We start from the raw sequence: 13649 nt of genomic DNA, 5'->3' as shown, positions 1-13649 counted from the left end.
GGGGTCGGCGCGCGGCCCGTTCGTCAGCCGGCCGCCGGGGCGGCCGGGCGGACGTGCTCGTGCAGCTCCTCGATCGGGACGAACGGTTCGTCGAGTCCGAAGCACGACGGCCCGAACACGGTGAGCGCCTCCGGGGTCCGCATCAGGTCGGGGGTCGAGATGCCGATCACCCGGACGCGCTGCCCGAACCGCAGGCGCTCGGTGGTGATCGGCTCGGCGGTCTCGGCGTCGAGGACGCAGATCAGGTCGGGCACGACGGCGACGAGGCGGCCGTTCCGCCGGGCGACCAGGTTCTCGTTCTGGAACCGGAGTTCGAGCTCGGAGCCGTCGGTCCCCTGCACGGTGGCACGACCGCGGGCGAACCCGTCGACCGTGCGGCGCTCGACGTCGACGACCTTGCCGTCGAACAGCTCGCGCAGGTGCGTGTAGATCGTCGTGCCGAGGGCCTCGGCGAGCGCGTCGATGGGGTCGCGGTGGGCTTCACGGGCAACTCGGATGGCCCGACCGACGGCGAGTGCCAGGGAGAGCGTGCGCGGGACGGCGGTCTCCTGCACCTGGCGGCCGGACATGGCGTACTCGGCGATGTAGGCGACGCCGCCGAGCCGGATGGTGACCCCGCGGGCGAGCCACTCCATCTTCTTGTTGTCCGTGCCGGTCTCGATGATGACGCCGTGGCCGTTCTCGTCGCTGATCGCGAGCGGACTGCCGGGGACCCCGTAGACCGAGAAGGTCTCCATCTGCAGCTCGGGGAACGCACGGCCCATGCCGTCCGCGTCGACGACGGGCAGGCCACCGGTGGCACCGACGAGCAGCGGGATCATCGAGTTGATGCCGCCGCACTCGATGGGCATCGTGGCGGTCGCCGTCCGGCCCAGGTGGGCCTCGAGCCGACGGAGGGCGCCGAGCGGTTCCGGTCCGGCCGGGATGCGTTCGAGCACCACGGTCGGTGCGCCCATCTGCGCGGTGGGGATGACGAGGGCGTCGTCGGGCACCTCGGACGGGTCGAGGATCGTGACGGGGCCGTGCTGTTCGATCGCGGCACGGACCAGGAGCATCCCGATGGTGGGGTCGCCTCCGCCGCCGGTGCCGAGCAGCGCGGCACCGCGGGCCAGGTCGGGCAGGTCGTCGACGTCGAGGATCCAGCTCATCGGTGCGCTCCCGTGTTCGTGCCACCCGTGCCCAGTTCGCCCGCGCTCGTGGTGCCGTCGTGGCGGACCGCGGGGGTGTCGTAGCCGAAGTACCGCGGGCCGGCCAGGCGCAGGCCGTCCGGGGAGTGCCAGCGCTCGTCGGCCGGTGCCGTGACGATCCGGATGCGGGCGCCGAAGCGCAGGGACTCGGTGGTGATCGGCTCGCCGGTCTCGGCGTCCAACGTGATGATGAGGTCGGGAGCCGTGGAGCGGACCTGGCCGGCCACCTCGACCAGCAGGTGCTCGTTCTGGAACCGGAGCACCGCCTCCAGGCCGGTGTCGCTGCCGGAACCGGCGATGCGGGCCGTGCCACGGGCGAACCCGGTGACGGTCTTGCGCTCGATGTCGGCGACCTTGCCCTCGAACACGACCGTGCCGCCGAGCACCTCGGTGACCGCCGTGACGGGGTCGGCGTTCTCGCTGCGTGCACGGACCAGCGTCTCGCCGAGCCGGACGCTCAGCGACAGGCTGCCGCGGACGAACGACTCCTTCACCTGCGCGCCGGACATGGCGTACTGCGCCGTGATCGCGGAGCAGCCCATCTCGACCGTCGCCGTGCGGGCGAGCCGTTCCGCCCACCGGTTGTCGACCGTGTCGAAGACGACGGTGTTGCCCTTCTCGTCGGCCAGGGCCATCGGTGTCGCGCTGACCCCGGACAGGGTCGGCAGCACCATCTGCACCTCGGGGAAGGCCCGGCCCATGCCGTCGCCGTCGACCAGGGGCAGGCCGAGCTCGGCAGCGGCGACGATCGGGGTCGTCGAGTTCACGCCGCCGACCTCGATGCAGGCCAGGTGCGTGGGGGTGACCCCGAGGAACGCCGACAGGCTGCGGATGGCCTCGGCGAACTGGCCGGCGGACGGCAGCTTCTCGACCATCACCGTGGGAGCGCCGATCATCGCGACCGAGAGCACCACGGCGTCGTCGGGCAGGTCCTCGACCTGGACGATCTCGACCGGGCCGTGGGCGCGGACGGCGGCCTCGGCGAGCAGGCGGCCGATGTAGGGGTCACCGCCGCCGCCGGTGCCGAGGATCGCGGCGCCGCGGGCGAGGGCGGAGCAGTCGGCGCCGATGGAGGTGAGTGGGGGTGCTGTCGGCGCGGCTTGCGTGGCGCTCATCGGACCAGCGCCCCGAGTGCCAGGTCGCCGACGGCCTTGGCGCGGATCCGCGTCGCGTTGCCCGGCAGGTACGGGATCGGGACCTCGTCGAAGTCGACGATGTCCACCGAGCCGGGGTCGGCGCCGGCCGCGATGGCACGGTCGACTGCCTCTTGCCGGGCCTCGTCGACCACGGCGGACCGGCGGCCGTCGCTGATCGCGTAGACCTTGTCGACCTCGCCGCTCACCTGCGCGATCGCCGCGCCGATGGCGTTGGCGACCGAGTAGTGCTCCGGGCGGTGCACGGTGCCGAGTCCGGGCAGGGTGTCGGGCAGCAGCACCGAGCCGCCGCCGACCGCCACAACGGGCAGCGGGTCGGACGAGGTGCGCATCCGCTCGACGATGTCGGCGACGCGCTCCGCGATGACGTCGAGCGCACGGGCGGCGACCTCGGCCGGCACCCCGGCGACGAGCGACGGGTCCCCGATCGCGCCACGGCCACCGCGGACGGCCACGTCGGTGGCGGTCAGGGTGGAGCCGCCGAAGACCAGGCCCTCCTCGGTCAGGCGGTACCCGACGGAGTCCGGCCCGACGACGCTGCCGTCCTCGCGGATGCGGGAGCCGCCGCCGATGCCGACGGACAGGACGTCGGGCATCCGGAAGTTCGTGCGGATGCCGGCGACGGCGACCTCGCCCGTGGCCTCACGCGGGAAGCCCGCGGTCAGGACGCCGACGTCGCTCGTCGTGCCGCCGACGTCGACGACCGCACAGGTGTCGAAGCCGGACAGCACGGCTGCACCACGCATCGAGTTCGTCGGGCCCGAGGCGAACGTCGCGACCGGGTAGCGACGGGCGTACTCGACGTCCATCAGGGTGCCGTCGTTCTGGCTCAGGAAGAGCGGTGCGTCGATGCCGCTGCCCGTGACCGACCCGGACAGGCCGTCCACGATGCGGTCGGCGAGCTCACGGAGCGCCGCGTTGATGATCGTCGCGTTCTCGCGCTCGAGCAGGCCGATGCGACCGATCTCGGACGACAGCGAGAACGCCACGTCCGGCCCGAGCTCCGCAGCCATGATCTCCTGCGCGCGCTGCTCGAACTCGTCGTTGATCGGGGAGAACACCGACGAGATCGCGACGGAACGGATGCCCGCGGCCGCGATGGCACCGGCGTGCCGCTTGAGTTCCTCGGGGTCGAGCTCGGAGATGACGCGGCCGTCGAACTCGTGGCCGCCGTGCGCCAGGAACGGCTGGGCGTGCACGGCCGACACCAGGTGCCCGGGCCAGTCCGTGAACGGGGGCAGTGACGCCGTCGCCGGCAGGCCCAGGCGGACCGCGGCGGTCGGGGCGAGGCCGCGTGCCTCGACCAGGGCGTTGATGAAGTGGGTGGTGCCGATCATCACGCCGTCGATGTCCGTGGGGCCGAAGGCGTGCTGCTCGCGCAGGCCGTCGAGCGCGGCGACGATGCCCGAGGTGACGTCGGGGGTGGTGGACCGCTTGACCGCCGCACGGACGGTGCTGCCGTCCATCAGGACGGCGTCCGTGTTGGTGCCGCCGACGTCGATGCCGATGCGCATGGGGGTTCCCTTCGGTGGTGCGGGTGCGGGGTGCGGTGGTGCGGGTGCGGGGTGCGGTGGTGCGGGCGTGGGGTGTTCGCGGGGTGGTGCTGGGTCGTGGGGTGGTGCTTGTTCGTGGGGTGGTGCTGGGTCGTGGGGTGGTGCTGGTTCGTGGGGTGGTGCTGGTTCGTGGGGACCGGCCGCGCCGTCGCGCGGATCAGGGGTGCGGCGACGCGACCGGCCGTTCGGGGAGCGCCCGGGTCAGGCGGCCGGGGTGGCCGGTGCGGCGGGCGCTGCGGCGACCGGGGCGGACGATGCAGCCGGCGCGGCCTCGGTCCGACTGACTCCGACGCCGCGGATCAGCCCGACCTTGCCGGCGACCACGTAGAGCACGAAGGCGATGACCACGGAGTTGATCGACGGGATGCCGACGGCGACGAAGTACCCGATGAGCGATGCGATCGCCCAGATGACCAGGGTGGCCGGCACCCAGGTGGGCGAGGTCGCCGGGATGTTCTCGGCGTCGCTCAGCTCGCGGCGCCAGCGCTTCACGACGAAGTACTCCGCCACCATGATCCCGGCGATGGGCGGGAAGACGACCCCGAGCACCGACAGGAACGGTGTCAGGGCCCCGAGGAACCCGACCGCGGCGAGCACCGAGCCGACGACGCCCATCACGAGCGTCACGAGCCCGCGGTTCACCTGCTTGCCGAACACCGCGTCGATGAAGTTCGTGACGCCGAGGCTCGAGCTGTAGATGTTCCAGTCGTTGATCTTGAACGTGCCGAGCAGGATAACGAGGATGCCGACCCAGCCGACGCTCGACGTGATCACGCGGGTGATGTCCGCGGAGCCGACGGCGTGGGCGAGCAGGACACCGGCCAGGCCGATGACGTACTCGCCGAGCGTCACGCCGAGCAGCGTCTGCTTCACGACGTCGCCGACCGACCGGTTGAAGCGCGTCATGTCCGGCGTGATCACCGCACCGACGATGAACCCGCCGGCCACCAGGGTGGTGCCGGCCACGAAGCTCAGCTCCGGACCGGCCGGGGCACGCGCGGCGAGCTCGGCGATCGAGTGCCGGCTCAGCTCGACGATGACCGCCCAGCCGACGAGCACCAGGAACAGCGGCACGGTCACGTTCGCCAGCCACTGCATCGAGTGGAACCCGCGCAGGACGATCGCGGTGACGAGCAGCCCGAACACGAGCGACCACGCCCAGGCGGGCAGGATCGGCAGGATCGAGACCAGGCCGGCCGCCGAGACGCCCGACTGGATGCCGAACCAGCCGATCAGGCTCAGCCCGATCGCCAGCCCGACCAGCGCCGAGCCGGCCTTGCCGAAGCCCGTCCAGCGGGCGATGACCGAGGTGTTCAGGCCCTCCTTGACGCCGATGACGCCGACGAGCACCGAGACGATCTCCAGGATCACGGCGCCCAGGGTGATCGCCCAGAAGGCGTCCCAGAAGCTCATGCCGAAGCCGAGCGTCGCACCGAGCAGGAACTGGGACAGGGCCGAGATCTGCCCGAAGCGCTGCACGGCGACCTGGAACCAGCCGTAGCGTGCGGACATCGGGACTCGGCTGAGCGAGTAGTCGTCGACGGCGACCGACTCGGAACGGGGGGTTCGTGGTGCTGACACTGCGGTCTCGCTGGCCATCGTGGCTCCTCGGGGAGGGGTGTCGGCGTGGGCCGATCGGGGTGTCAGCCACGGTAGGACGGCATCGGTTTGCGGTACATGTGCAGAACGTCGTTACGGGCATGTGAATCCGTGCACGCTGCACGGGCCGCGCGCCTCGTCCGGCCGACGACACCACGCCGGTTAGGCTTCCGGGGTGCGTCTCGTCATCGCCCGGTGCTCCGTCGACTACGCGGGCCGGCTCTCAGCCCACCTGCCGCTCGCGACCCGCCTGCTCATGCTCAAGGCGGACGGCTCCCTGCTCGTGCACTCCGACGGCGGCAGCTACAAGCCGCTGAACTGGATGAGCCCGCCCTGCTCGATCGAGATCACCGAGCCGGACGACGAGCAGTCGAGCGCCGGCATCACGCAGGTGTGGACGGTCACCCAGAAGAAGACGCAGGACAAGCTCATCGTCTCGCTGTACGAGGTCGTGTCCGACGAGACCCACGACCTGGGCGCCGACCCGGGCCTGGTGAAGGACGGGGTCGAGGCGCACCTGCAGCAGCTCCTGGCCGAGCAGATCGAGCTCCTCGGTGACGGCCACACCCTGGTCCGCCGCGAGTACATGACGGCGATCGGGCCGGTCGACATCCTGGCCCGCGACGATGCGGGAGCGAGCGTCGCAGTGGAGATGAAGCGCAACGCCAACATCGACGCGGTCGAGCAGCTCACCCGGTACCTCGAGCTCATGAACCGCGACCCGCACCTGCGTCCGGTGCAGGGCGTGCTGGCGGCGCAGACGGTGGCACCGCAGGCACGAACCCTCGCCGAGGACCGCGGTATCCGCGTCCTCGTGCTCGACTACGACGCGATGCGCGGCATCGAGGGCGGCCACACCCGCCTGTTCTGATCCGCGTCGGGCCGTCCGGCCTGGAGGCACGGCGCACCCCCGCCCCGCCGCCGACGGATCCCGGATGGTCGCCGCCACGGCCCGGCTAGGGTGGACAGGACATGACCAGCCCGTTCTCCGCCATCCTGTTCGACCTCGACGGCACCATCAGCGACTCCGCGCCGGGCATCCTCGAGAGCCTGACGCACACCTTCCGCACCGTCGGCGTCCCGGTGCCGGACCACGACACCCTGATGTCGTTCGTGGGCCCGCCGATCATGGACACGTTCCGGGTCGCGATGGGCATGGACGACGAACTGGCCGACCGCACCCTCGCCGTCTACCGCGAGCACTACTTCTCGCACGGGGCGCTCGACTCCGAGATGTTCCCGGACATCGACGTCGTGCTGCGCACCCTGCACCAGGCGGGGCTGCCGATCTCGACGGCGACGAGCAAGCCGGAGACCCCGGCGACCTACATCCTCGAGCACTACGGGCTCACCGGGGACATCGACATCATCACGGGTGCGAGCGACGACGAGGTGCGGTCGAGCAAGGCCGACGTCGTCGAAGAGGCACTGCGACGACTCGAGGCCCACGGCTTCGACATCAGCCGCCCGGTGCTGATCGGCGACCGGAAGCACGACGTCGAGGGCGCGACCGTGCACGGCGTCCCGGTCGTCTTCGCCGAGTGGGGCTACGGCTCCCCCGACGAGGCCGAGGGCACCATCGCCCGCGCCGCCACCCCGCTCGACCTGCTGCCGATCCTGCTGCCGTCCGCGACGCCGTCCGCATGAGCGGCGACGTCGTCCGGCGGGGGCTCCGCGGTGCCGCCTGGCTGCTGCCGGCGGCCATCGTCCTGATCGCACTGAACTTCCGCGGCCCGATCGTCGCGACCGCCCCGGTCATCAGCGACGTCCGCGCCGACCTCGGCCTGACCGCGACGATCGCCGGGCTGCTGACGACGATCCCGGTGCTGTGCTTCGCCCTCGCGACGCCGTTCGCCAGCTGGGTCATCGCGAAGGCGGACCCCGAGCGCGCGGTCTCGCTGTCGCTCGTCATCGTGCTCGCCGGCACCGTCGTGCGCTCGATGCCCTCGTCGGCGGCGCTGCTGATCGGCACCGCGGTCATCGGCATCGGCATCACGATCGGCAACGTGGTGATCCCGGTGGTCATCCGGCGGGACACCTCGCCGGAACGCGTCGGCCTGGTCACCGGCGTGTACACGTCGGCGCTCAACGTCGGGTCGATGATCACGTCGCTCGGCACCGCTCCCCTGGCCGCCCTGTGGGGCTGGCCGGTCGCGATCGCGATCTGGGCGGTCTTCGCACTCATCGCCGCCGCTGCCTGGACCTACGCGGTCGGCGCTCGGGACGCCTGGCGTCGCCCGCTGCCGTCCGAGCGGGACGAACCGCTGCCCGTCACCGGCCCCATCGACCAGGTGCTCGACACCGGGGCGATCCGGACCGCCCGCGCCGCCGAGGCCGCACGGGTCGCCGCCGCCGAGCCCATCCGACCGGCACGACGGCTCATCACCTGGGGCCTGACGCTCGCCTTCGGCGGTCAGGCGTTCTCGTACTACGCCCTCACCGCGTGGATCCCGACGCTGCTGCACGACGAGATCGGCTTCTCGAAGGCGTCGTCGGGCGCGAGCTCGTCGGTGTTCCAGATCCTGGCCGTCGTCGGGGCGCTCGGTGTCCCGCTGCTCGCGACCCGGTGGCGTCCGGCGGCGATCATCGCCCTGGTCGGCACGCTGTGGCTGGCGATGCCGCTCGGGCTGCTGTTCGCCCCGGAGCTCTGGTTGCTGTGGTCGGTGCTCGGCGGTGCGGCCCAGGGTGGCGGCATCACCGTGATCTTCATCGTGATCGTGCGGATCGTCTCGAGCGACGCCGACGCCCGCCGGATGTCCGCGTTCGTGCAGGGCGGCGGGTACCTGCTCGGGTCGGCCGGGCCGCTCGTCGCCGGTGCCCTGCACGGTGCGACGGGGACCTGGACGGCACCGCTGCTCGTCGTGCTCGTCGCGGTGCTCACCCTCGGCGTCGTCGGGACGTTCGCCGCGCGACGGGTGTCCTGACCGAGGACGTCGGCACGGGCGCCGCGCGCGCGGATCAGCCCGCGGCGAGCACCTCGCGCAGGGACATCGGCGGACGGCCGGTGATGCGTTCGACGTCGCCGGACACGTGCGCGAGCGCCCCCTCGGCAATGGCCGTGTAGGTGCTCACCCAGGCGTCGGCCTGCCACGGCTCCGGGTTCCACCGCGCACGTGATGCGTACGCCTCGTCCAGGGTCTCCGGGTGGTAGCTGACCGTGCGGCCGCGGACCTCGGACACGATCGCCGCCGCCTGGGCGAGGGTGATCGCCTCGGGGCCGGTCAGCTCGTACGTCTGGTCGCGGTGGGCGTCCGGGTCGTGCAGCACCGCGGTCGCGACACGGGCGACGTCGGCGCGGGCGACCGCGGCCATGGCACCGTCGCCGGCCGGGCCGCGGATCACGCCGTCCTCGCCGACCAGGTCCTCGACGAAGTCCAGGTAGAAGCTGTCGCGCAGGAACGTGAACGCCATCCCGCTCTCGCGGATCGCCTGCTCCGTCGCCCAGTGGTCGCGTCCGAGCGTGAAGGTCGCGTCGGGAGCCGCGCCGAGGAACGACGTGTAGACGACGTGCCGCACGCCCGCGTCGGCCGCCGCGGCGACGAACGCCCGGTGCTGGTCGAGGCGGTCCTGGGCCTCGGCCGCCGAGACCATGAGCAGCACCTCGACGCCCTCGAGCGCCGCTCGGCTCGCGTCGACGTCGGCGAAGGTCGCGACGGCGACCTCGGTGCCGGGCAGCTCCGGCGCACGCGAGGCGTCGCGCACGAGCATCCGGAACGGCACGGCGTCCGCGGCGAGCGCCGCGCTCACGGCGCCCCCGATGTTGCCGGTCGCTCCGGTGATGGCGATGGTCATGGTCGCTCCTCGTGTCGTGTCGCGTGGTGGTGGTCGGTGGTCACGTCCACACCGTCCTGGAGGCCCGGATCACCGTGGGCGCGACCCTCGCGGCGTTCACGCCGTCCACCTCCACCGCCCACGCGCGGGCGGCGTCGTGGTCGCGGCCGTGCCGCATGTGCCGGCCGACCAGGCGGTCGAGCCGCACGTCGTCGGCGACGGCGCAGAACCAGGTCTCGGTGAAGAGTGCGGGCAGCGCCGACCACGGAGCGGTGTCGTCGAGCAGGTAGTTGCCCTCGGACACCACGAGTCGGGCTGCGCGGGGCACCGCGATGCTGCCGGCGACGGGTTCGTCCACGCGACGGTCGAAGTCCGGTGCCCACACCACGTCCTCGTCGGCGGCGACGAGTCGGCGGACGAGCGCGACGTACCCGTCGGCGTCGAAGGTGTCCGCCGCGCCCTTGCGGTCGTGCCGACCGAGGGCGTCGAGCGCCGCGTTCGACAGGTGGAAGCCGTCCATCGGGACCTGCACCGCGGTGCCCGCACCCAGGCGCTCGTCGACGGCGGTGACGATGCGACGGGCGAGCGTGGACTTGCCGGCACCAGGCGCTCCGGCGATCCCGAGCACGGTGCGGTGGCTCGAACGGGCCAGTTCGACGGCGCGCTCGACGGCCTGGTCGACGGTCGTGCCGGAGTCGCTCACGGCTTCATCCTCGCAGAGCGCACCGACGCCGGACCGCAGTGGTTCACTTGCCGCATGGTCGATGCGACGAAGGCGTTCAGCGGGTTCTCGGTGCGCGACGTGCCCGAGGCGAAGGCGTTCTACGAGGACGTCCTGGGGGTCGAGGTCACCGAGGACCACGGCATGCTCTTCCTGCAGCTCGGCGGCGGACACCAGGTGCTCGTCTACCCGAAGGGCCCGGGTCACGAACCGGCGGCCTTCACGGTGCTGAACTTCCCGGTGCCGGACATCGACGCCGCGGTCGACGAGCTCACCGCGAAGGGCGTCGTGTTCCTGCAGTACGAGGGGATGACCGACGACCGGGGTGTGAACCGGAAGGGCGGCCCGCTCATCGCCTGGTTCACCGACCCGTCGGGCAACGTCCTCAGCGTCATCGAGGAGTGAACATGTTGTATTCCGAAAGCTCGCGCCGGCGCTGCTGATCGTCCTACCGTCCTCTCACCGACGAGAGGACGGCCATGACGAAGGTGCTGGGACGGCAATGGACCCGCGAGGAACTCCTCGCCGAGCGCGAACGCGTCCGCGCAGAGTGGAACCTGGACGAGCGGGAGTTCGCGCCGACCGAGCAGTGGCGCGACCTGTTCACCGACGAGTACCTCACGCAGAACTGGCTTGACAGCATCTCCGCCCTGCTGGGTGAGCGATGAACGGGCAGGCCACATAGGCAGCGCAGCAACAGCCCACGTCCCACAGCAGTTCGCCGTCTGACCGCCGGGTGATGCGGTCAGCGGGACAGGGCACCCGCCCAGCCGAGAGCGATCGGCACGAGCAGGCCGTGGCGGTGGTGCGGGAGCTCGGCGACGGAGATCCACCGCGACTCGTCGGTCGAGCCGTCGAGCTCGTGCCGCAAGGCTCCCCCGGTGATGGTCGCCCGGAACACCACCTGCACGGCCTTCATCGGCCGGCCGTTGGCGTGGATGCGGCGCTCTGCGGGGACGATGTGGTGCCGGACCCCGAGCAGGGCACCGGCCTGGGCCTCGTACCCGGTCTCCTCGCGGATCTCGCGCACGACGGCCTGTTCGACGGTCTCGTCGAACTCGACCCCGCCGCCCGGCAGGGTCCACGTGCCCGCATCGGGGTGGCGCAGCTTCGCCAGGAGCACGCGGTCACCGTCCGTGATCACGCCGTAGGCGGCGAGCCGGGTGTCGTAGTCCGTGTACTCCATGGGCCGACCATGCCAGGTGGGTGCACCGACGTCTGCCAGCCGCGCCGGGCCTCCAGGCCGTGGACCGGGGTGGTTCGGGCGCTCCACCAGCCCGCCGACCGGTCACGACCCCCCGCGGCCTGCACACCGAGCGGTCACAGACCGTCGGCCCCGCCGCCCGCAAACGACGGAACGTGACCACGCGAGGCAGCCCGTGCGGTGTGTCGCGACCACCCCGCGGGCCGGGAGGCGCGAGTCGCCGCCGCCACGGGCCTCCCGGCCGTCCGGCGTGCCACCGGGACGTCCACGCAGACGCGCGGTCAGGACACCCCGATGGCTGCCCGCCGAGCGGTCACGAACCGTTGCTTGCGGCACCGCCAGACGCCGCAACACGACCACGCGACGCTGCACGCGCGGGGAGTCGTGACCGCTCGCCGCTCGAGGCCCCGGGCCCGCATGGTGCCGACCGGACCCGACGTGGTCGCCCGACCCGGATCAGGCGTCGACGCGTGCCGCCGCCCAGCCCACGCGCATCCGGGCGACCGCCCGGTCGAAGGCGCTGAGCGGTTCCCCGTCGTCCCGGATGACGGACTGCAGCTGGAGCCCCTCGTACAGGGCCATCAGCTGCTCGGCGGCGTGCCGGGGCGAGGCGCCACGGGACTCCCGGCCGGCGACGACGTCACGGACCAGGGCGAGGGTGACGTCCTCGAACGCCCGCGTGTACTGCGTGCGGAACCACCCGGCGGCGGGGTGGTCGGGGTTCGAGGCGGCACTGAGCACCGCGACCCGGAGCCGCACGAGGGCCGGGTCCTCGACGCCCGCGGCGAGCCGGGCTCGCAGGTAGGCGACCGTGCCGTCCCGCTCCGCGATCGGCCAGAGCTGGCGCCGGCTGCCGTTGTTCCACTTGTCCATGACCGCGACCACCAGGAGTTCCCACATCGGGTACGCCCGATGGAACTCGTCGGCCGTGACCCCGGCGTGCTCGGCGACCTCGTCGGGCCCGACACGGTGGAAGTCCCCGGCTCGGTAGGCACTGATCGCCCCGGCGATGATGCGTGCGCGGAGGTCGACGTCGGTCGTGGGCATGCTGACGATTGTGCGGGGCCGGTCAGCGGCCCGCGACCGCCAGTTCAGGGGGCGCGGCCACCGTCACCCGCTCTGGGTCAGCCGCGGTCGAACGTCAGCGTCTCGTCGTCGGGGGCCCGGACCTCGCCGGTGCGGGCGAAGTCGGCCCAAATCGCCCGGAAGGCCCGGCCGCGGCGCTCGACCTCGGGCCAGTCGCGTTCGGGGACGAACCGGGTGCCGGCCCAGGCCTCGCGGCCACCGAGCAGCAGCGGCAGGTCGCTCATGTGCACGGCTCCGGTCGGGGCGCTCGTGACACCGCGGTGCAGTCGGTACGAGGTCGCGCGGCCGCCGGCGCGTCGGTGCCGTTCGGTGAACCGTCGGGCGTCGCGCCCGTAGATGACGTCGGACAGCGGACGGACGACCCACCACCGCAGGGCCGACCGCAGCACCCGCGACCGGGTGACCCGACGCAGGCCGGGCACGAGCGGCACGTACATGCCGGCCTCGTCCGAGCCGGACCCGATCAGGACGTCGACGTCGGGCGCGACCCGGCTCCACGCGGCGTCGAGGTCACGCTCGGCGGGCAGCGGCGCGAACCCGTACTGGGTGCCGAACGGCATGCCGGCGGCGAGTCCGTACGGCGCGGCGGCCCGGGTGCCGAGCGCCTGACGGTCGAGCAGGTCCTCGAGCGGGGTGTCGGCGTGCACGGTGCCGACCGCCCGGACCATCGCGCGGTTCATCCGTGCCCGACGGCGGGACAGCCCGAGCGGAGCGCTCTGGATGATCGCGCGACGGAAGAGCCCTTCGGCACCGGCGCTGATCATCAGGTGCGCGGCCGCGTCCCCGCCGGCCGACTGCCCGAAGACGGTGACCAGGTCGGGGTCGCCGCCGAACGAGGCGATGTTCGCGCGCACCCAGCGGAGCGACTCGACCAGGTCGAGGAGCCCGAGGTTGGCCGGGATCGTCTCGCCGTCACCGAGGAACCCGAGCACGCCGAGCCGGAACGTGACCGACACCACGATCACGCGCTGCTCGGTCACCAGGTCGCGGGCGTCGTAGATCGGCAGGTCGCCACCGCCGATGACGTACGAGCCGCCGTGGATCCAGACCATCACCGGCAGCTGCTCCCCCGGACGGACGTCGGCGGGCAGGGTGATCGAGAGCCGCTGGCAGTGCTCGTCGACCTCGATGCCCTGGATCGGGTTGAGCAGCAGGTCGACGAACTCCTCGTGCGGCTGCGGTGCGACCGGCGACGGGGTGGACGCGTGCAGCTCGCCCTCGATCGGTGGCATCGGCTGCGGCGGGGCGAACCGTTCGGCCTGCGCGTACGGGATCCCGAGCACCCGCACCACGTCGCCGTCAAGCGTCCCGACGATGCGGCCGGCGGGGGTGTCGAACGGGGCTGGGGCGGCGGCGAGCATGGGGTTCACGGTA

General features: G+C 72.4%; 14 protein-coding genes. 5 read left to right on the top strand and 9 right to left on the bottom strand.

What is annotated here, in order from left to right:
* Positions 1-23: 23 nt before the first annotated feature.
* From ABRP24_RS03940 to ABRP24_RS03925, 4 genes are all read right to left on the bottom strand, one after another.
* On the bottom strand, positions 24-1148 hold the full coding sequence (locus ABRP24_RS03940) for a DUF917 domain-containing protein (protein WP_349847572.1): 1125 nt from the start codon (positions 1146-1148) through the stop codon (positions 24-26).
* Entirely contained in the window at positions 1145-2302 is a 1158-nt protein-coding gene (locus ABRP24_RS03935) for a DUF917 domain-containing protein (RefSeq protein WP_349847573.1), read from the bottom strand. The genes ABRP24_RS03940 and ABRP24_RS03935 overlap by 4 nt, the downstream gene beginning before the upstream one ends.
* Positions 2299-3855: a hydantoinase/oxoprolinase N-terminal domain-containing protein gene (locus ABRP24_RS03930; RefSeq protein ID WP_071404451.1), complete on the bottom strand. Its 1557-nt coding sequence runs from the start codon at positions 3853-3855 to the stop codon at positions 2299-2301. The genes ABRP24_RS03935 and ABRP24_RS03930 overlap by 4 nt, the downstream gene beginning before the upstream one ends.
* Positions 3856-4095: 240 nt before the next feature.
* Entirely contained in the window at positions 4096-5493 is a 1398-nt protein-coding gene (locus tag ABRP24_RS03925; RefSeq protein ID WP_110863617.1) for a cytosine permease, read from the bottom strand.
* A 175-nt stretch (positions 5494-5668) separates the two neighbouring features.
* Between ABRP24_RS03925 and nucS the strand changes: the two genes are divergently transcribed.
* The 3 genes from nucS (at position 5669) to ABRP24_RS03910 (ending at position 8417) form a co-directional block, all read left to right on the top strand.
* Entirely contained in the window at positions 5669-6364 is a 696-nt protein-coding gene (gene nucS / locus ABRP24_RS03920) for an endonuclease NucS (RefSeq protein ID WP_349847574.1), read from the top strand.
* Between the two features lie 101 nt (positions 6365-6465).
* Complete coding sequence (locus ABRP24_RS03915; protein WP_173032515.1) at positions 6466-7140, top strand: HAD hydrolase-like protein; 675 nt, start codon at positions 6466-6468, stop codon at positions 7138-7140.
* Positions 7137-8417: an MFS transporter gene (locus ABRP24_RS03910; protein ID WP_349847575.1), complete on the top strand. Its 1281-nt coding sequence runs from the start codon at positions 7137-7139 to the stop codon at positions 8415-8417. Before ABRP24_RS03915 ends, ABRP24_RS03910 begins: the two co-directional genes overlap by 4 nt.
* A gap of 34 nt (positions 8418-8451) precedes the next feature.
* Here ABRP24_RS03910 and ABRP24_RS03905 read toward each other — a convergent pair whose 3' ends face one another.
* Both ABRP24_RS03905 and ABRP24_RS03900 read right to left on the bottom strand, forming a co-directional pair.
* Positions 8452-9285, bottom strand: coding sequence for an SDR family oxidoreductase (locus ABRP24_RS03905; protein ID WP_349847576.1), 834 nt, complete (start codon positions 9283-9285; stop codon positions 8452-8454).
* Positions 9286-9325: 40 nt separating this feature from the next.
* Positions 9326-9967, bottom strand: a complete 642-nt coding sequence (locus ABRP24_RS03900; RefSeq protein WP_111057290.1) for a nucleoside/nucleotide kinase family protein — start codon at positions 9965-9967, stop codon at positions 9326-9328.
* Positions 9968-10021: 54 nt separating this feature from the next.
* Between ABRP24_RS03900 and ABRP24_RS03895 the strand changes: the two genes are divergently transcribed.
* Positions 10022-10390 (top strand): VOC family protein, encoded by a 369-nt coding sequence (locus ABRP24_RS03895; protein WP_111038647.1) that lies wholly within the window; start codon positions 10022-10024, stop codon positions 10388-10390.
* 74 nt (positions 10391-10464) lie between these two features.
* Positions 10465-10653, top strand: coding sequence for a hypothetical protein (locus ABRP24_RS03890; RefSeq protein WP_071248808.1), 189 nt, complete (start codon positions 10465-10467; stop codon positions 10651-10653).
* A 77-nt stretch (positions 10654-10730) separates the two neighbouring features.
* On the opposite strand, the gene ABRP24_RS03885 is transcribed toward ABRP24_RS03890, so the two are convergent.
* The 3 genes from ABRP24_RS03885 to ABRP24_RS03875 form a co-directional block, all read right to left on the bottom strand.
* On the bottom strand, positions 10731-11171 hold the full coding sequence (locus tag ABRP24_RS03885) for an NUDIX domain-containing protein (RefSeq protein WP_349847577.1): 441 nt from the start codon (positions 11169-11171) through the stop codon (positions 10731-10733).
* A gap of 474 nt (positions 11172-11645) precedes the next feature.
* Positions 11646-12236 (bottom strand): TetR/AcrR family transcriptional regulator, encoded by a 591-nt coding sequence (locus ABRP24_RS03880; protein ID WP_259411524.1) that lies wholly within the window; start codon positions 12234-12236, stop codon positions 11646-11648.
* A 77-nt stretch (positions 12237-12313) separates the two neighbouring features.
* Entirely contained in the window at positions 12314-13636 is a 1323-nt protein-coding gene (locus ABRP24_RS03875) for a carboxylesterase family protein (RefSeq protein WP_349847578.1), read from the bottom strand.
* Positions 13637-13649: the final 13 nt, after the last annotated feature.

It is taken from the genome of Curtobacterium sp. WHRI 8282, from assembly GCF_040223925.2.
In the GTDB taxonomy this organism is placed as follows: domain Bacteria; phylum Actinomycetota; class Actinomycetes; order Actinomycetales; family Microbacteriaceae; genus Curtobacterium; species Curtobacterium flaccumfaciens.
Note: the sequence above shows the minus strand (reverse complement) of the source record. Positions and strands in the feature narration are given on the sequence as shown.